Raw genomic sequence first — 17,618 nt, 5'->3', positions numbered from 1 at the left:
GCAGAACATCCGCATCAACGCCATCGCCCCCGGCCCGATCGACACCGAGGCCAACCGGACCACCACTCCCAAGGCGATGGTGGACGACATCGTCAAGCGGATCCCGCTGAGCCGGATGGGTCAACCGGAGGACCTGGTCGGAATGTGCCTGTTCCTGCTCTCCGACCAGGCGCGGTGGATCACCGGTCAGGTGTTCGCCGTCGACGGCGGGCAGATCATCCGATGACCGACCCGACACCGCCGAGGCTCGGCTACGTCGGTCTGGGCAGCATGGGCGCGCCGATGGCGATGCGGCTGGCCGGCTGGCCCGGTGGCCTGGTGGTGTTCGACGTGCGCGACGAGGCGATGCAACCGTTCGCCGCCTCGGGGGCCGCGCTGGCCGGCGGGCTGGCCGAGGTGGCGACGGCGGATCTGGTCAGCGTCACCGTGCTCGACGACGCGCAGGTCCGCGACGTCGTCGAGGAACTGGCCCGCCACGCCGCGCCGGACACGGTGATCGCCATCCACTCCACGATCGCCGACACCACCGCGGCCGAACTGGCCGACCGGTTCGCGCCCAAGTCCATCCACATCGTCGACGCCCCCGTCAGCGGAGGCGCCCACGCCGCGGCGAAGGGCGAACTGGCCACGATGGTCGGTGCCCCCCGCCCGATCTACGAGCGCGTCAAGCCGGTCTTCACCGGGTGGGCCTCGCTGGTGATCCACGCCGGTGAGCCGGGAGCCGGCACGCGGATGAAGCTGGCCCGCAACATGCTGACCTTCACCGCGTTCGCTGCGGTGTGCGAATCGATGAGACTGGCCGAGGCGGCCGGTCTGGACCTACAGGCGCTGGGCCGGGTGGTCCGCCACACCGACGCCCTCACCGGCGGCCCGGGTGCGATCATGGTGCGCGACAGCATGCACGAAATCGAGCCCGGGCACTGGCTGTATGACACCTTCGTCCACACCCGCGGGCTGGGCGAGAAGGATTTGGGCCTCGCACTCAGCCTGGGCCGGGCACTGGGTGTGGATCTGCCGCTCGCGGAAGTCGCGCTGCGCGACCTCGCGGCCGGGCTCGGAGTGCCGCACCATCCGACGAAGGAGTGAGAAGTGGACGAGCGACGCCGCCGGGGCCTGGCGAAGATGAACGAGGTCTACGCGTGGGACATGCCGGACATGCCCGGGGACTTCTTCGCGGTGACCGTCGATCACCTCTTCGCCGACATCTGGAGCCGCCCGGGACTGTCGATGCGCGACAAGCGGATCATGACCCTGTCGGTGGTGACCGCGCTCGGGCTGCCCGACCTGGCCGAGATCCAGGTCAACGCGGCGCTGCACAACGGGGAGATGACCGAATCCGACCTGCGCGAGATGGCGGTGTTCATCACCCACTATGTGGGTTTCCCGCTGGGGTCGACCTTCAACGGCGTGGTGGAGAAGGTGATCGCCCGGCGCGGCGCGTCAGCCGGGGAGAGCCCTCGGTGACGTCCGCGCTACCAGCCGACCGCGGACCGGTACGGCCACCGCCCCGGCAACCACCGTTAGCATGACCGCCAATTAGGGTGTGATCCTGTGCGCGTCCTCGTCATCGGATCAGGAGCCCGCGAACACGCTCTGCTGGACGCCCTGCGCAGAGACCCGGCGGTGGACTACCTGGCGATCGCGCCCGGCAATGCCGGCAGCACCCGGATCGCCGAACAGTACGACGTCGATGTCACCTCCGCCGACGCCGTGACCGCGCTGGCGAACCGGCTGCGGGCTGACCTGGTGGTGATCGGCCCGGAGATGCCGCTGGTACTCGGTGTCGCCGACGCGGTGCGTTCGGCCGGTATCGCCTGTTTCGGTCCGTCGCGGGACGCGGCGCGCATCGAGGGCTCGAAAGCCTTCGCCAAGGAGGTGATGGCCGCGGCCGGGGTGCGCACCGCGGCGAGCGAGACCGTCGACAACCCGGCGAAGCTGGACGCCGCGCTGGACCGGTTCGGTCCGCCCGCGGGCCAGCCCGCCTGGGTGGTCAAAGACGACGGGTTGGCCGCGGGCAAGGGCGTGGTCGTCACCCCCGACCGGCACGCCGCGCGCGCGCACGCGGCGGCGCTGCTGGAGTCCGGTCACCCGGTGGTGTTGGAGTCGTTTCTCGACGGGCCGGAGGTATCGCTGTTCTGTCTGGTCGACGGCGCCACCGTCGTGCCGCTGCTGCCCGCGCAGGACTTCAAGCGGGTCGCCGACGACGACCTCGGCCCCAACACCGGAGGCATGGGCGCCTACGCGCCCCTGCCGTGGCTGCCCGACTCGGTGACGGCCGCGATCGTGCGTGAGGTCATCGAGCCGGTGGCCGCCGAACTGGTCGCCCGGGGCTGCCCCTTCTCCGGTCTGCTCTACGCGGGGCTGGCGATCACCGCCGACGGGCCCGCGGTGGTCGAGTTCAACTGCCGGTTCGGCGACCCCGAGACCCAGGCGGTCCTGGCGCTGCTGGAGTCCCCGCTGGGGCAGCTGCTGCACGCGACCGCCACCGGGACGCTGGCCGAGGTTCCCGCCCCGCGCTGGCATCCCGGCGCTGCGGTCGCCGTGGTGCTGGCCGCCGAGAACTATCCCGGTCGACCGCGCGTCGGTGACGTGATCACCGGGTCGGACGCTGCGGGTGTGCTGCACGCGGGCACCACCCGCCGCGAGGACGGCTCGATCGTCTCCTCCGGCGGACGGGTGCTGTCGGTCGTGGGGACGGGTGCCGATCTGGCTGCCGCCCGGGAAGCGGCCTATCAGACAATGTCCTCGATCCGGTTGCCCGGCGGGCACTTTCGCCGCGACATCGCCCGGGCGGCAGCCGAGGGCAGCCCCAGTCTCTGACCGACCCTCGACCCGTCAGGCGGTGAGCCGCGGGGCGATCCACGACAACTCGGCGGGCAGCTGAGCGCTCCAGAATCCCGGGTCGTGCCCACCGGGGGAGAAGCCCCCGGCCGGCGGGTTGGGCAACTGGGCGATGAAGTCCTCGGTGGCCGTGGCGAACGGGTCGCTGAAGCCGCAGTCGACCCGGATCGGAATCGACGCCAGCGCGGGCAGGCCGAACACGCTGTTGGCGGCGAAGTCCGCCGGGCCGTCGAATGCTCCGGCCGCGGCCGCGCCCGACGACGTCCACAGCGCGGGACTGACCGCGCAGATCGCGGCGGTCCGGGCCGCACCGAGCCGGCCGCCGAGCAGCAGAGCGCCGTACCCGCCCATCGACCAGCCCAGGAACCCGACCCGGGAGGTGTCCAGTCCCTGCCCGGCGAGCATCGGGATGAGTTCGTCGAGCACCATCGCGCCGGAGTCCTCGCCGGAGGAGCGGCGATGCCAGTAGCCGCCGCCCCCGTCGACGGCGACCACGGCGAACGGCGGCAGGCCGGCGGCCACCGCCTGGGCCAGGCCCTGCTCGACGCCGCCGGCCATCACCGTCGCCGCGTCGCTGCCCTTGCCGTGCAGGGCGATCAGCGGTCGCAGCGCGGCGTGCTGACCGGGCGGCCGGGCGATCGCCCACGCGGTGGGCACCCCGCCGCGCGCGGCCGAGACGAACGTGCCGGTCTCCCTCGTCGGCGCCGCCGCCGGATCGGCCCGGGCGCGCGGAGTCCCCCGCCCGGGCAATACGCCGAGTCCGGCCGCGCCGGCGGCGATCGCAAGCCGCAGAATTTCGCGGCGGCTGATGTCCGGCATGCACCCATCCTGACCGGCTCTGCCAAGTCGGCAAAAGCCGGGTTGCGGGGCGCAGCAGGCTGGCAGCATGGCGGGGGTGACCGCGGCGGTGACACCCAAGGGAGAACGTCGCCGGTATGCGCTCGTCAGTGCCGCAGCCGAGTTGTTGTGCGAGGGCGGGTTTGAGGCGGTCCACCATCGCGCGGTCGCGCGGCGTGCGGGATTGCCGCTCGCCTCGACGACCTATTACTTCTCGTCGCTGGACGAACTGGTCGGCAGGGCCGTGGAGTACATCGGTGCGGCCGAGGCCGCCCAGTTGCGCGCTTCGGTCCAGGCCTTGCCGCGCCGGCGCCGCGGCACCGACGCCGCCGCCGACCTGCTCGTCGAACTGCTCGCCGGCGAGCCGAGCAGCGACCGTCTGATCGCGCGCTACGAGCGCTACATCGCCTGCGCGCGGCACCCGGCGCTGCGCGGCGTGGAACGGCGGTTGCTCCAGCAGCGCATCGACGCCGTCGTCGAGGCGATGGCCCGGTCCGGCCGGTGCGCGCGGGTGGACATGATGACGGCCCTGGTGTGTGCGGTCGACGGCGCGGTGGTCTCGGCGATCGTCGCCGACCGGGGCGGACCCCGCGAGACCGTCCGTGCGACGCTGGTCGGTGTGATCGACGTTCTTGCTCCGATCGACGAGCGGATGTGACGGTGGACCTGCGGGCGGTCGCCCGGCCGGTGACGGACCTGATCGACGGGGCGATGGACCGCGCCCTGGTGCTGGGCTACACCAAGATCGGCTCCGGGCTGCGCCGCCGGTGGTGGCCGGCCGATCCCGCCCCGGGTTGCCTGGACGGCAAACGGGTCCTGGTCACCGGCGCGACAGCGGGCATCGGGCTGGCGATGGCGCGTTCCTTCGCCGAACTCGGGGCGACGGTGCACCTGCTGGGTCGCGATCCGGCCAAAGTCCGTCGCTGCGTGGCCGAGATCACCGAGCAGGTGCCCGGGGCGACGGTGGTGGGGGAGGTGTGCGACGTCTCCGACCTCGATGCGGTGACGGCGTGGGCGGCCGACTTCGCCAACCGCGTTCCCGCACTCGAGGGATTGGTGCACAACGCCGGGCTGATGCCCAAGCAACGGCTCGTCACCCCGCAGGGTCACGAGCTGCAACTGGCCACCCACGTCCTGGGCCCGCACCTGATGACCGAGAAGCTGCTCCCGCTGCTGCGCGCGGCCCGGGGAGCCTCGGTGGTGTTCGTCTCCTCCGGCGGGATGTACAGCACCCCGCTGGTGGTCGGCGATCTGGAGTACCGCAACGACTACAACGGCGTGCGCGCCTATGCACGCACCAAGCGGATGCAGGTGGTGCTCGCCGACGCCTGGGCGCGCCGGCTGGCCGGCACCGACGTGCGGGTGGAAAGCATGCACCCGGGCTGGGTCGACACCCCCGGGGTGGCCGAGTACCTGCCGCGCTTCCGGGTGATCACCCGGCCGCTGCTGCGGGATCTGGCCGACGGGGCCGACACGGTGGTGTGGCTGGTGGCCACCCGCCCGCCGTCGCGGCCCGGCCACTTCTGGCACGACCGGGCCCAGCGCCCCACCACCTTCGGCTGGCAGCGGCACGAGAATCAGGCCACCGTGCGCCGGTTCCTGCAGGCCGTCAGCGACCTCACCGAGACGCCGACCCGCTGGGTCTAGCCGCCGGCCGCCGTCGGCGTGACGATGCACCCGGTCGTCGGGTCGCCGTAGACGGTCACGTCGGCGGGTCGCTCGACGAAGAAGCGGGCGATGTAGGCGCACAGCACCGCGTCGACCGGGTCCTCGGCCCGGCGCAACTGCGCCTTGCGGGTCGCCGAGCGCACCGAGCCGCGAAGCTCGGCCCACCCGCCGTCGCCGAGGTCGAGACCGGGCGTGGCCGATGCCAGACCTTCGATCAACCCCATCAGCCGCAACAGCTCCGACCGCAGCAGCGCGAAGTCCCGACCCGGCTTCTGTTTGTACTTCAGCGTCTTGGGCAGGTCGAAGAGCACCACCGACGCGGCGTGCGGGTAGACCTCCAGGGCGCGCCGCGACGACGGCGCGTGCGGGTCGAGTTCGAGGTCCAGGGCCGCGCACAACTGTGCCCCGCGCCCGCCGTCGGCGAACCAGGCCAGTCCGGTGTTGGCCGGATGCGCGCCGGCGTCGAAGCGGCGGAAGGTCCGGTTCAGCGCGGCCTCGCACGGCCGGTTGCCCGAGGGATTGGTCACCACCAGCGGCGCGTCGATGGCCACCACGCACTCGTCGCGCACATAGGGCTCCAGCTGGGCGCGCAGGTCCTCGTCGCTGCCGGCGACCCCCAGATGACACAGCTTTCCGCGCGCGTCGACGGCTGCCACGCCGGTCGGGCTGCGCCGGCCCCAGGCGAGGTCGACTCCGACGAAGTACACACCCCAAACCGTAAGCTGTGGGCTGTGATCGTTCCCGACGTCCTGGCCGGCCGGTACGCCAGCGCGGAGATGGTCGCGATCTGGTCGCCGCGGGCCAAGATCGTCGCCGAGCGCCGGCTCTGGCTGGCCGTTCTGCGGGCCCAGCGCGACCTGGGCGTCGAGGTGCCCGCCGAGGCGATCGCCGACTACGAGCGGGTCCTCGACGACGTCGACCTGGACTCCATCGCCACGCGCGAGCGGGCACTGCGCCACGACGTGAAAGCCCGCATCGAGGAGTTCAACGCGCTCGCCGGCCACCAGCACGTGCACAAGGGGATGACTAGCCGGGACCTCACCGAGAACGTCGAGCAGCTTCAGGTGCGCCAGTCGCTGGAACTCGTGCACGCCCACGGGGTCGCGGTGGTGGCGCGCCTGGCCGAACGCGCGGCGGGCTACCGGGATCTGGTGATGGCCGGCCGCAGCCACAACGTCGCCGCGCAGGCGACCACGCTGGGCAAGCGGTTCGCCTCAGCGGCCCGCGAAACCCTGATCGCGCTGACCCGCATCCGTGAGCTGCTCGACCGCTACCCGCTGCGCGGTATCAAGGGGCCGATGGGAACCGCCCAGGACATGCTCGACCTGTTCGACGGCGACGTCGCCCGGCAGGCCGAACTGGAGCGCCGGGTCGCGGAGTTCCTCGGATTCGGCGAGGTGCTCGACAGCGTGGGCCAGGTCTACCCGCGTTCGCTGGACCACGACGTGGTCTCCGCGCTGGTGCAACTCGGCGCGGGTCCGTCCTCGCTGGCGCACACCATCCGGCTGATGGCGGGCCACGAACTGGCCACCGAGGGCTTCGCGCCCGGGCAGGTCGGTTCCTCGGCGATGCCGCACAAGATGAACACCCGCAGTTGCGAACGGGTCAACGGGTTGCAGGTGGTGCTTCGCGGCTACGGATCGATGACCGCCGAACTGGCCGGCGCGCAGTGGAACGAGGGCGACGTCTTCTGCTCGGTGGTGCGCCGGGTGGCGCTGCCCGACGCCTTCTTCGCCATCGACGGTCAGACCGAGACGTTCCTGACCGTGCTCGAGGAGTTCGGCGCCTACCCCGCCGTGATCCAACGTGAACTGGACCGCTTCCTGCCGTTCCTGGCCACCACCAAAGTGCTGATCGCGGCGGTGCGCGCCGGGATGGGCCGCGAGGCCGCCCACGAGGTGATCAGGGAGCATGCCGTTGCCACGGCACTGGCCATGCGTGAGCGCGGTACCGAGCCCGACCTGATCGAGCGGCTGGCCGCCGACCCCCGGCTTCCGCTGGACCGCTCCGCGCTGGACGCCGCGCTGGCCGACCGGCAGTCCTTCACCGGCGCGGCCGGCAGCCAGGTCGACTCGGTCGTCGCCGCGGTGGACGAACTGGTGCGCGCCTACCCCGACGCCGCCAAGTACACCCCCGGCGCGATCCTGTGACGCCTGGTTGGTGATTTCGCTGAGGGACGTCGACCTCACCGATCTGGAGAACTTCGCGCAGGGGTTCCCGCACGAGGTGTTCGCACGGCACCGCGAGCAGGCGCCGGTGTTCTTCCACGAACCCACCGAGAACACCCCGGGCGGGGAGGGGTTCTGGTCGGTCGCCGGGTACGCGGAGGTGCTCGCGGTGCTGCGCGACCCGATCACCTACTCGTCGGTGACCGGGGGTGAACGGCCGTACGGCGGGACGCTGCTGCAGGACCTGCCGGTCGCCGGTCAGGTGCTCAACATGATGGACGATCCGCGCCACGCCCAGATCCGCCGGCTGGTCAGCTCCGGCCTGACGCCGCGGATGATCCGCCGCGTCGAGGACGATCTGCGCGCCCGGGCCCGCACGCTGCTCGACGCGGTGGAACCGGACGTACCGTTCGACTTCCTGGTCGACGTCGCCGCGGAGTTGCCGATGCAGATGATCTGCATCCTGCTCGGAGTGCCGGAGACCGAACGGCACTGGCTCTTCGAGGCCATCGAACCGAGCTTCGACTTCGGCGGCGCGCGCAAGGGGGAGATCACCCGGTTGTCCGTCGAGGAAGCCGGATCGCGGATGCACGCCTACGGCACCGAGCTGATCGCGCAGAAGCGGGCCGCGCCGGGGGACGACATGCTCTCGATCGTGACCAACGCCACCGTCGACGATCCGGAGGCGCCGTCGCTGTCCGACGTCGAGCTGTACATGTTCTTCAGCCTGCTGTTCAGTGCGGGAGCGGAGACCACCCGCAACGGGATCGCCGGCGGTCTGCTGGCGCTGGCCTCGCACCCCGACCAGTACCGCCGGCTGCGCGGCGATCCCGCCCTGCTGCCCACGGCGGTGGAGGAGATGGTGCGCTGGACCTCGCCGTCGCCGTCGAAGCGGCGCACCGCGACCCGCGACACCGTCCTGGGCGGACACCGGGTGCGCGCCGGGCAGAAGGTCCTGGTGTGGGAAGGCTCGGCCAACCGCGACGAGTCGGTGTTCGACCGTGCCGACTTCTTCGACGTGGGCCGCAAGCCCAATCCCCATCTCGGTTTCGGCCAGGGCGTGCACTACTGCCTGGGCGCCAACCTCGCCCGACTGGAGCTGCGGGTGCTCTTCGAGGAGCTGCTGAACCGATTCGCGGGATTCGAGGTGGTGCGGCCGGTCGAATGGACCCGCAGTAACCGACACACCGGAATCCGCCACCTGTACGTCGTGGCGCGCGGCGGGCGCGAGTCCGTGCGCTGAGCGCCCTCAGCGCGCCGGCGTCGCGGCCGACGCCACCCCCGCGGAGCGCAACTCCAGTGCGGCCAGACCGCGGATGACCGCGGGGTCCTCCCGGCGCCATGCGCCCACCGGGTCGGCGGTGATCGCGGTGAGAGTGGGCAGCGGCCGGTTGGCCAGGGCCCGCAGCGCCAGCAACTGCTCGCCGGCAGGCGTGCGGGCCAGCGCGGTGACGGTCAGTTTGCGCCGGAAGAAGCGCAGGCGCAGCACCAGCCAGGGCATGCCCACCGCCAGGATCGGAGGGGCGGCGACGGCGATCGCGAGCAGGACCGCGAGCCACGTCGAGGTGGTGTAGAGGTTCTCCCCGGCTCCGGCAAGGCCGAGCGCGGCCTCGCTGGCGGCCCGCAGCGGTGTGGACACCGCGTCGCCCACGAGCGGGATGCGGTCGGCGCTCTGACCGGCCGAGCCGAGGTTGTCGGCGATCCCGGTGGCGCCGTCACGGACTTGGGTGCCGACCCGGGCGATGGTCGCCAGCGCGGTGTGCACACCGATGCCGACGAGCACCCACACTGCGGTCCACGAGCCCACCACCACGTCGCTGACCAGTTGGGCGGCCAGTCGGGCCGGGGTTGTCGCATACGGCAGGAAGCGCGATTTCATGGGATCGAACGCTAGTCTGTCGCGGTGCGTCCCGCCCTGACCGACTACCGACACCTCGCCAGCGGCAAGGTCCGCGAGCTCTACCGCATCGACGACGGCCACCTGTTGTTCGTCGCCTCCGACCGCATCTCCGCCTACGACTATGTCCTGGACACCCTGATCCCGGACAAGGGGCGCATCCTCACGGCGATGAGTGTGTTCTTCTTCGGCTTTCTGGCCACGCCCAACCATCTCGCGGGACCGCCGGACGATCCGCGGATCCCCGCCGAGGTGCTCGGCCGCGCGCTGGTGGTGCGCCAGTTGGAGATGGTTCCGGTGGAGTGCGTGGCGCGCGGCTACCTCACCGGCTCGGGTCTGCTGGACTATCAGCGCAGCGGCACGCTGTGCGGCATCGACCTGCCGCCCGGCCTGGTGGAGGCGAGCAAGTTCGACCGGCCGCTGTTCACCCCCGCGACCAAGGCCGACCTCGGCGCCCACGACGAGAACATCCCCTTCGAGCGGGTCGAGGACATGGTCGGCGCCTCGCACGCGGCCGAGCTGCGGGACCGAACTCTGCACACCTATGCGCAGGCCGCCGGCCACGCGCTGTCTCAGGGGATCATCCTGGCCGACACCAAGTTCGAGTTCGGGGTCGACCGCGACGGGGAACTGGTACTGGCCGACGAGGTGCTGACGCCGGACTCCTCGCGGTACTGGCCGGCCGACACCTACCGCGAGGGTGCCGTCCAGCCCAGCTTCGACAAGCAATTCGTCCGCAACTGGCTGACCGGACCGGACTCCGGCTGGGACCGGTACGGATCCGCGCCGCCGCCCCCGCTGCCGGACGCGATCGTCGAGGCCACCCGGGCGCGCTACATCGAAGCCTACGAGCGCATCTCCGGTCTGCGATTCGGCGACTGGATCGGGCCGCAGCGATGAGCGCCCCGTCACCGAAACGGTCGCAGACCCAGCGCGTGCACCACGGTGACCTCTTCGTGGATGCCTACGAATGGCTGCGCGACAAGTCCGACCCCGAGGTCATTGCCCACCTGGAGGCGGAGAACGCTCACGTCGACGCGCAGACCGCCTACCAGGAGCCGCTGCGCCAGCAGATCTTCGAGGAGATCAAGTCGCGCGTGAAGGAGACCGATCTGTCGGTGCCGACCCGCCGCGGCGAGTGGTGGTACTACGCGCGCAGCTTCGAGGGCAAGCAGTACGGCGCGCACTGCCGCTGCCCGGTGACCCGTTTCGAGGACTGGAACCCGCCGGTGTTCGACGAACACACCGAGATCCCCGGCGAGCAGGTGCTCCTCGACGAGAACGTCGAGGCCGACGGTCACGACTATTTCGCCCTGGGCGCCGCCAGCGTCAGCCTCGACGGCAACATCCTTGCCTTCACCGTCGACGTGATCGGCGACGAGCGGTACACCCTGCGCTTCAAGGACCTGCGGTCCGGTGAGATCGCCGGGGAGGAGATCTCCGGCATCGGCGCGCGGGTCTCCTGGGCGGCCGACAGCGCAACGGTGTACTACACCACCGTCGACGAGGCGTGGCGTCCCGACACCGTGTGGCGGCATCGACTCGGCGCGCCGGGCCCGGCCGAGCAGGTGTTCCACGAGCCCGACGAGCGGTTCTGGGTGGCGTTGGGGCGCACCCGCAGCGACATGTTCATGGTGATCGCGGCGGCCTCGGCGGTCACCTCCGAGGTGCTCGTCGCCGACGCCGCTGATCCGCAGGCCGAGTTCGCGGTGGTGCTGCCGCGGCGCGACGGCGTCGAGTACTCCGTCGAACACGCGATCATCAACGGCGAGGACCGGTTTTTCATCCTGCACAACGACGGCGCGGCGAATTTCACCCTCGTCGAGGCCCCGGTCGCCGATCCGGCCGCCCAGACCACGATCATCCCGCCGCGCGAGGACGTCCGCCTCGAGGATGTCGACGCCTTCGCCGGCCACGTCGTGGTCAGCTACCGCCGCGAGGGCCTGCCGTGCGTGCAGATCCGGGCGATCGGCGCGGCCGGCCTGGGCGACCCGCAGGACATCACCTTCGACTCGGAACTCATGGCGTGCGGACTGGCCGGGAACCCCAACTGGGACGGCCCGAGACTGCGCGTCGGCGCGACGTCGTTTCTGGCGCCGATGCGCATCTACGACATCGACCTGGCGTCGGGGGAGCGTTCGCTGCTGCGCGAGCAACCGGTTCTGGGCGGTTACCGCCGCGACGACTACGAGGAGCGCCGGGACTGGGCGATCGCGGCGGACGGCACCCGGATCCCGATCTCGCTGATCCATCGCCGCGATCTGCAGTTCCCGGCACCGGCGGTGCTCTACGGCTACGGCGCCTACGAGGCCAGTGAGGACCCGCGTTTCTCCATACCCCGGTTGTCGCTGCTGGATCGCGGAATGGTCTTCGCGATAGCCCATGTGCGCGGCGGCGGGGAGATGGGTCGGCTGTGGTACGAGGACGGCCGACTGCTGCAGAAGAAGAACACCTTCACCGACTTCGTCTCAGCGGCGCGCCATCTCGTCGACTCCGGGCTCACCCGGCCGCAGAACCTGGTCGCACTCGGCGGCAGCGCCGGCGGCCTGCTGATGGGCGCGGTCGCCAACCTGGCGCCGGAGTTGTTCGCCGGGATCCTCGCGCAGGTGCCCTTCGTCGACCCGCTCACCACGATCCTCGACCCCTCGCTGCCCCTGACGGTCACCGAGTGGGACGAGTGGGGCAACCCGCTGGAGGATCCCGAGGTGTACTTCTACATGAAGTCCTACTCGCCGTACGAGAACATCGAAGCCAAGGAATACCCGGCGATCCTGGCGATGACGTCGCTCAACGACACCCGGGTCTTCTACGTCGAACCCGCCAAATGGGTGGCAGCGCTGCGACACACCAAGACCGATGCGCACCCGGTGCTGCTGCGCACCCAGATGGCGGCCGGGCACGGCGGCATCAGCGGCCGCTACGAACGCTGGCGGGAAGTCGCCTTCCAGTACGCCTGGCTGCTGGCGACCGCCGATCCGGAGCGATTCGGCCGGGAGGCCGTTCGCCGTCCATCTGCCTGACACCGTCCCGACACCGGGGCTTGCCACACTGTGCCCATGGCCGGTCGGCTGATCGTGTCGGTGTCCGGGATCGACAACCGGACGCTGGGTCATCTCGACGAGTTTCACCACCTGCTCGATGACCGGGGTGTGCCGGTTTCACTGTTCGTCGCGCCCCGGCTCAAGCACGGCTACCACCTCGACTCGGATCCGGCGACCGCCGACTGGCTGCGCGGGCGGCGCTCCCGCGGTGACGCCGTCGTACTGCACGGCTTCGACGAGGCGGCCAACCGCCGACGCGGCGAGTTCGCCACCATGGGTGCCCACGAGGCCAACCTCCGTCTGCTCGCCGCCGACCGCTGCCTGGAAAGTCTGGGTCTTCGCACCCGACTGTTCGCCGCCCCCGGCTGGAGCGTCTCGTCAGGGACAGTGAAAGCTCTGCCGCGCAACGGTTTTCGATTACTGATCGGACAGTACGCAACCGTCGATCTGGTGCGCGGAACCAGCCGTCGAGCCCGGGTGATCGGCATCGGAGCGGGATTCCTCAGCGAACCGTGGTGGTGTCGGACGGTGGTGCTCTCCGCCGAACGGATCGCGCGCCGGGGCGGGACGGTCCGGTTGGCCGTGTCGGCTCGCCAGCTGGGCAGGCCGGGCCCCCGGCACGCCGTGCTGGACGCGGTCGATCTCGCACTCATGCACGGCTGCGCGCCCGGGGTGTACCGCTGGGACCCCGATCCGGCGCTCGCCGACGCGGCCTAGCGCGCGGTCCCACTGGCGGTGGTGGCGATGCCGCCGTCCACCGGGAGGATCGCACCGTTGACATACGAGCCGGCCCGGCTGGCCAGGAACACCGCCGTCCCCGCCATGTCGTCGTCGCGCCCGATCCGGCGCAGCGGAGCGGAAGCGGCGATGGTGTCTCCGAACGCCTCAAGGGTGGCCGCCATCATCTTCGACGGGAAGGGCCCGGGTGCGATCGCGTTGACCGTGATGTGTTGGGGACCGAGTTCTCTGGCCAGCACCCGGGTCAACTGGTGGATCGCCGCCTTGCTCGCCGAGTAGGAGTAGGTCGACATCGGGCTGACGTGGATACCGTCGATGCTGCCGATGTTGATGACGCGGGCGGGGTCGTCGGCGGTACCGGCGGCGCGCAGCGCAGGCAGCAGTTCCTGGACCATCCAGAACGGTGCCTTGAGGTTGAGATCCAGCACCCGGTCCCACGCCGAGGCCGGGAACGTCTCCAGCGCCTCCCCCCAGGTCGCGCCGGCATTGTTGACCAGGATGTCCAGCGATCCGGATTGGCCGACGTCGGCGGCCAGCCGCTGGCACTCCTCGCGGCGGGACAGATCGGCGGCCACGGCCCGCACCGGGCCGAAGCCCGACAGCGCGGCGACCGCCTGCTCACACCCGTCGGATTTGCGCGAGGAGATCACCACGGCGGCGCCCGCCTGCAGCAGTCCGCGGGCGATCATCAGCCCGATTCCGCGGGTGCCACCGGTGACCAGCGCGGTCTTTCCGGCAAGCCCGAACAGTCGCTGCAGATCGCACATGTCAGAACCGTACCGAGTTCTCCTCGGTGAGGACCCGCACGTCGGTGTCGCACATTTCGCTCAACCGGCTGTGGTAGATCCCGCGCGCCTCCGGGGCGATGATGCCCTGATGGATCGGAACGGCGTGGCGGGGGGCGACGGCCCGTAGGTAGTCGACGGCCTCGGCGATCTTCATCCACGGCGCCGCCGCCGGTGTGGCCAGCACGTGCACCGCCTCCCCGGGGACGAACAGCGCGTCCCCGGGATGCATCAGCTTCGCCGGGTGTTCAGCGTCGCCGATCAGGTAGGAGATGTTGTCGATGACCGGGATCTCGGGGTGGATGACGGCGTGCCGCCCGCCCGCCCCGCGAAGCCGCAGGCCGCCGACGGTGAACTCATCACCGGCGTGCACCGCGGTCCAGTCCCCGCCCAGCATGGCCGCGGTCTGCGGGTCGGCGTAGAGCGCGGCCCGCGGGTTGGCCTCCACCAGGGCGGGCAGCCGCCGCGGGTCGGCATGGTCGGGGTGCTGGTGGGTGATCAGGATGGCGTCCAGGCCGGTGACGCCCTCGAATCCGTGGGAGAAGTTTCCCGGGTCGAACAGCAGCCGGACCCCGTCGAGTTCGACGTGCAGGCACGAATGACCGAAGTGCGCCAATTCCATGGATTCGATTGTGCGCTCCCTACGATTCTCGTGTGCGGTTCCCGGTGCGGACGGTCCTGGTGGCGATGCTGGTGGCCGGCGGCCTGCCGCTGGCACCGCGGGCGGCGGCCGAGCCCTACGACTGCCCGCCGGCCTGTGACAGCATTCCCGATTCGGCGTGGGTAGCGCCGTGGTCGATCCCGTTGAACATCGTCTACGACTGGCCGCAGCTGGCCGGGTTGGCCGTGACCTCACCGGGTCCGCGGTTTCGCTTCGAGGAGCTCTGCGGCTCGCCGCCGCCGGCCGCCGACCCGCGCGGCTACGCCGTCGCCGAGCGCGCGGTGGTGGTCCATCCGCCCGGCCAGTGGCAGTTGCAGGCGCAGGTCGTGCATTGGACGGGGGAGACCTGGCGCGGCGCCGAACTGGTCGACCAGGTGTTCGCCGCAGCGCTCGCCGCGTTGCGCGCCTGCCAGCAGACCAACCTGCTGGCCTCGCCCTCGCTGACCGTCGATGAGCCCGACCGGCTGGCCGCGGTGGTCAGCGGCCCGGTGATCCTGCACCAGTACCTGGTCGCCAACCGCGCCAACAGCACCATCAGCGAGCTGGCCCTGTGGTCGGCGGGCCCACCGCTGACGCCGTGGCCGCCGATCGCCGACGCCACCGTCCTCGACACGCTGGGAGCCCCCCTGTGCACCGCATACATCGGCTCGTGCGGATGACCCGCCGGTAGGATCGGGACGCACGATCAGCCGACCGCAGAGGAGCCCAGTGGGCCGGGTAGTAGTCAACGTGATGCCCAAGACGGAGATCCTCGACCCGCAGGGCCAGGCGATCGTCGGGGCGCTGGGCCGGCTGGGCCACTCCGGGATCTCAGATGTCAGGCAGGGCAAGCGATTCGAGCTCGAGGTCGACGATTCGGTCACCGACGAGGAGCTCACCGAGATCGCCGAGTCACTGCTGGCCAACACCGTGATCGAGGACTGGTCGGTGACCAGGGAACCGTCGTGAGCGCCCGGGTCGGCGTCATCACCTTTCCCGGGAGCCTCGACGACGTCGATGCCGCCCGCGCGGTCCGCCTGGCGGGGGCGCAGGCGGTCAGCCTGTGGCACGCCGATGCCGACCTCAGGGGCGTGGACGCGGTGGTGGTGCCGGGGGGCTTCTCCTACGGCGACTATCTGCGCTGCGGGGCGATCGCCAAGTTCGCCCCCGTCATGGGCGAGGTCATCGCCGCGGCGCAGCGCGGCATGCCGGTGCTGGGCATCTGCAACGGTTTCCAGATCCTGTGCGAGTCGGGTCTGCTGCCCGGCGCCCTGACCCGGAATGCGGGCCTGCACTTCCTCTGCCGCGACGTGTGGCTGAAGGTGGACTCCATCACCACCGCCTGGACCTCGCGCTACGAATGGGGTGCCGAGGTGCTGGTGCCGCTGAAGTCCGGCGAGGGACGCTACGTCGCAGCGCAGTCCGTGCTCGATGAACTCGAGGGCGAGGGTCGCGTCGTGTTCCGCTACGCCGAGAACCCGAACGGCTCGATGCGCGACATCGCCGGTGTCAGCTCGGCCAACGGCCGGGTGGTCGGCTTGATGCCGCACCCCGAACACGCGACCGAGCCGCTGACCGGGCCGTCGGACGACGGGCTGGGGATGTTCTACTCGGCCCTCGACGCGGTGCTGGCCGTCTGAGCGATGACCGCCACCGCGCAGGGACTGTGTGCGTTCATCGACGCCTCGCCGTCGCCGTTCCACCTCTGTGCGACCGTCGCCCGGCGACTCACCGACGCCGGTTACACCGAACTGGCGGAGACCGACCGATGGAACGCCGCCGCCGGCCGGTACTTCACCGTGCGCGCGGGTTCGCTGATCGCCTGGCACAGCGCGCCGTCCTCGAACGTCGCGCCCATGCCGTTCCGGATCGTCGGCGCCCACACCGACAGCCCCAACCTGCGAGTCAAGCAACACCCGGACCGCACCGAGCGCGGGTGGCGGCTGGTGCGGCTGCAGCCCTACGGCGGGGCGTGGCTGAACTCGTGGCTGGACCGCGACCTGGGGCTCAGTGGCCGAATCTCGCTGCGCGGCAACGACGGCGGACTTGAGCATCGCCTGGTCCGCTTCGATGAGCCGCTGCTGCGGGTGCCGCAACTGGCCATCCATCTCGCTGAGGACCGAAACTCGGTGAGTCTGAACCCGCAGCGCCACCTCGACGCGGTCATCGGGGCACAGGTCCCGGCTCGGCCGTTTCTCGACTACGTCGCTGATCGGGCCGGGGTGGCGCCGGCTGATCTGCTGTCCGCGGATCTGATGACCCATGACCTGAGCCCCTCCCGGGTCATCGGAGTCGACCAGGACCTCCTCAGCGCCCCGCGGCTGGACAATCAGGCGAGCTGTTATGCCGGACTGGAGGCGCTGATCGGTGCGGCAGCGACCGGTTGCGTTCCGGTGCTGGCCCTGTTCGACCACGAGGAGGTCGGTTCGACGTCCGATCACGGCGCCCAGTCGGATTTCCTGCGCACCACGCTGGAGCGGATCGTGCTGGCCGCCGGCGGTGACCGGGAGGACTTCCTGCGCCTGACGACAGCGTCGATGGTGGCCTCGGCGGACATGGCGCACGCCACCCACCCGAACTATCCGGAGCGACACGAACCCGGCCATCCGATCGACGTCAACGGCGGCCCGGTGCTCAAGGTCCACCCCAACCTGCGTTACGCCACCGACGGCCGCACCGCGGCCGCGTTCGCACTGGCCTGTCGGCAGGCCGGGGTCGGACTGCAGCGCTACGAGCACCGCGCCGACCTGCCGTGCGGGTCCACCATCGGACCGATGACCGCCGCGCGCACCGGGATTCCCACCGTCGACGTCGGCGCGCCGCAACTGGCCATGCACTCCGCGCGCGAACTCATGGGCGCCGCGGACGTTGCCGCCTACGGCGCCGCGCTGCAGGCGTTTCTGGAGCCTGCGAGGTCCCCGTGATGAGTCTGGAGATGATCACCGTCGACTGCGCCGATCCCCCGCGGTTGGCGAAATGGTGGGCGGCAGCCGTCGGGGGAGA

20 protein-coding genes are annotated in these 17,618 nt (G+C 71.0%); 15 read left to right on the top strand and 5 right to left on the bottom strand.

What is annotated here, in order from left to right; all coding sequences use genetic code 11:
• From ACKOB8_RS01675 to purD, 4 genes are all read left to right on the top strand, one after another.
• Positions 1-226 (top strand): SDR family NAD(P)-dependent oxidoreductase (locus ACKOB8_RS01675; protein ID WP_526374980.1); only part of this gene is annotated, 226 nt, incomplete at its 5' end.
• Complete coding sequence (locus ACKOB8_RS01670; RefSeq protein ID WP_526374978.1) at positions 223-1,086, top strand: NAD(P)-dependent oxidoreductase; 864 nt, start codon at positions 223-225, stop codon at positions 1,084-1,086. The genes ACKOB8_RS01675 and ACKOB8_RS01670, both read left to right, overlap by 4 nt.
• A 3-nt stretch (positions 1,087-1,089) precedes the next feature.
• Positions 1,090-1,464 carry a carboxymuconolactone decarboxylase family protein gene (locus ACKOB8_RS01665; RefSeq protein ID WP_526374976.1) on the top strand — a complete coding sequence of 125 codons (375 nt, stop codon included), beginning with the start codon at positions 1,090-1,092 and terminating at the stop codon, positions 1,462-1,464.
• An 87-nt stretch (positions 1,465-1,551) separates the two neighbouring features.
• Positions 1,552-2,820 (top strand): phosphoribosylamine--glycine ligase, encoded by a 1,269-nt coding sequence (gene purD, locus ACKOB8_RS01660; RefSeq protein ID WP_526374974.1) that lies wholly within the window; start codon positions 1,552-1,554, stop codon positions 2,818-2,820.
• Between the two features lie 15 nt (positions 2,821-2,835).
• Here the strand turns inward: purD and ACKOB8_RS01655 are convergent, their stop codons facing one another.
• Positions 2,836-3,660, bottom strand: coding sequence for an alpha/beta hydrolase (locus tag ACKOB8_RS01655; protein ID WP_526374972.1), 825 nt, complete (start codon positions 3,658-3,660; stop codon positions 2,836-2,838).
• A 67-nt stretch (positions 3,661-3,727) separates the two neighbouring features.
• Between ACKOB8_RS01655 and ACKOB8_RS01650 the strand changes: the two genes are divergently transcribed.
• Together ACKOB8_RS01650 and ACKOB8_RS01645 are read left to right on the top strand one after the other, a co-directional pair.
• Positions 3,728-4,336 (top strand): TetR/AcrR family transcriptional regulator, encoded by a 609-nt coding sequence (locus ACKOB8_RS01650; protein WP_526374970.1) that lies wholly within the window; start codon positions 3,728-3,730, stop codon positions 4,334-4,336.
• Positions 4,337-4,389: 53 nt separating this feature from the next.
• Positions 4,390-5,325: an SDR family NAD(P)-dependent oxidoreductase gene (locus ACKOB8_RS01645; protein WP_526374982.1), complete on the top strand. Its 936-nt coding sequence runs from the start codon at positions 4,390-4,392 to the stop codon at positions 5,323-5,325.
• On the opposite strand, the gene ACKOB8_RS01640 is transcribed toward ACKOB8_RS01645, so the two are convergent.
• On the bottom strand, positions 5,322-6,053 hold the full coding sequence (locus ACKOB8_RS01640; protein WP_526374968.1) for a DUF429 domain-containing protein: 732 nt from the start codon (positions 6,051-6,053) through the stop codon (positions 5,322-5,324). The genes ACKOB8_RS01645 and ACKOB8_RS01640 overlap by 4 nt on opposite strands.
• Before the next feature lie 24 nt (positions 6,054-6,077).
• Between ACKOB8_RS01640 and purB the strand changes: the two genes are divergently transcribed.
• A complete protein-coding gene (gene purB, locus ACKOB8_RS01635) occupies positions 6,078-7,496 on the top strand; it encodes an adenylosuccinate lyase (protein ID WP_526374966.1) in 1,419 nt (472 codons plus the stop codon).
• 10 nt (positions 7,497-7,506) lie between these two features.
• Complete coding sequence (locus tag ACKOB8_RS01630) at positions 7,507-8,757, top strand: cytochrome P450 (protein WP_526374964.1); 1,251 nt, start codon at positions 7,507-7,509, stop codon at positions 8,755-8,757.
• 6 nt (positions 8,758-8,763) lie between these two features.
• Here the strand turns inward: ACKOB8_RS01630 and ACKOB8_RS01625 are convergent, their stop codons facing one another.
• Positions 8,764-9,393 carry a hypothetical protein gene (locus ACKOB8_RS01625; RefSeq protein ID WP_526374962.1) on the bottom strand — a complete coding sequence of 210 codons (630 nt, stop codon included), beginning with the start codon at positions 9,391-9,393 and terminating at the stop codon, positions 8,764-8,766.
• 24 nt (positions 9,394-9,417) lie between these two features.
• Here ACKOB8_RS01625 and ACKOB8_RS01620 point away from each other — a divergent pair, with 24 nt between their 5' ends.
• The 3 genes from ACKOB8_RS01620 to ACKOB8_RS01610 are packed head-to-tail and all read left to right on the top strand — an operon-like array spanning position 9,418 to position 13,169.
• Positions 9,418-10,311 (top strand): phosphoribosylaminoimidazolesuccinocarboxamide synthase, encoded by an 894-nt coding sequence (locus tag ACKOB8_RS01620; protein WP_526374960.1) that lies wholly within the window; start codon positions 9,418-9,420, stop codon positions 10,309-10,311.
• Positions 10,308-12,431: a S9 family peptidase gene (locus ACKOB8_RS01615; protein WP_526374958.1), complete on the top strand. Its 2,124-nt coding sequence runs from the start codon at positions 10,308-10,310 to the stop codon at positions 12,429-12,431. Before ACKOB8_RS01620 ends, ACKOB8_RS01615 begins: the two co-directional genes overlap by 4 nt.
• Positions 12,432-12,467: 36 nt before the next feature.
• Complete coding sequence (locus tag ACKOB8_RS01610; protein ID WP_526374956.1) at positions 12,468-13,169, top strand: DUF2334 domain-containing protein; 702 nt, start codon at positions 12,468-12,470, stop codon at positions 13,167-13,169.
• On the opposite strand, the gene ACKOB8_RS01605 is transcribed toward ACKOB8_RS01610, so the two are convergent.
• Together ACKOB8_RS01605 and ACKOB8_RS01600 are read right to left on the bottom strand one after the other, a co-directional pair.
• Positions 13,166-13,957: an SDR family oxidoreductase gene (locus ACKOB8_RS01605; RefSeq protein ID WP_526374954.1), complete on the bottom strand. Its 792-nt coding sequence runs from the start codon at positions 13,955-13,957 to the stop codon at positions 13,166-13,168. The genes ACKOB8_RS01610 and ACKOB8_RS01605 overlap by 4 nt on opposite strands.
• A 1-nt stretch (position 13,958) precedes the next feature.
• Positions 13,959-14,597, bottom strand: a complete 639-nt coding sequence (locus ACKOB8_RS01600; RefSeq protein WP_526374952.1) for an MBL fold metallo-hydrolase — start codon at positions 14,595-14,597, stop codon at positions 13,959-13,961.
• Between the two features lie 32 nt (positions 14,598-14,629).
• Here ACKOB8_RS01600 and ACKOB8_RS01595 point away from each other — a divergent pair, with 32 nt between their 5' ends.
• Genes ACKOB8_RS01595 through ACKOB8_RS01580 form a run of 4 tightly spaced genes read left to right on the top strand, consistent with a single transcriptional unit; the run spans position 14,630 to position 17,539 of the window.
• Positions 14,630-15,295 (top strand): ATPase, encoded by a 666-nt coding sequence (locus ACKOB8_RS01595; protein WP_526374950.1) that lies wholly within the window; start codon positions 14,630-14,632, stop codon positions 15,293-15,295.
• A gap of 49 nt (positions 15,296-15,344) precedes the next feature.
• The gene (purS, locus tag ACKOB8_RS01590) at positions 15,345-15,584 is read left to right on the top strand and encodes a phosphoribosylformylglycinamidine synthase subunit PurS (RefSeq protein ID WP_526374948.1); all 240 of its coding nucleotides are present in this window, start codon (positions 15,345-15,347) and stop codon (positions 15,582-15,584) included.
• Positions 15,581-16,255, top strand: coding sequence for a phosphoribosylformylglycinamidine synthase subunit PurQ (gene purQ / locus ACKOB8_RS01585; RefSeq protein ID WP_526374946.1), 675 nt, complete (start codon positions 15,581-15,583; stop codon positions 16,253-16,255). The genes purS and purQ overlap by 4 nt, the downstream gene beginning before the upstream one ends.
• A gap of 3 nt (positions 16,256-16,258) precedes the next feature.
• Positions 16,259-17,539, top strand: coding sequence for a M18 family aminopeptidase (locus ACKOB8_RS01580; protein WP_526374944.1), 1,281 nt, complete (start codon positions 16,259-16,261; stop codon positions 17,537-17,539).
• The last annotated feature ends 79 nt before the right edge of the window (positions 17,540-17,618 follow it).

Source organism: Mycobacterium sp. (assembly GCF_046091765.1).
Lineage (GTDB): Bacteria > Actinomycetota > Actinomycetes > Mycobacteriales > Mycobacteriaceae > Mycobacterium.
This window is presented reverse-complemented; position numbering and strand designations above follow the sequence as displayed.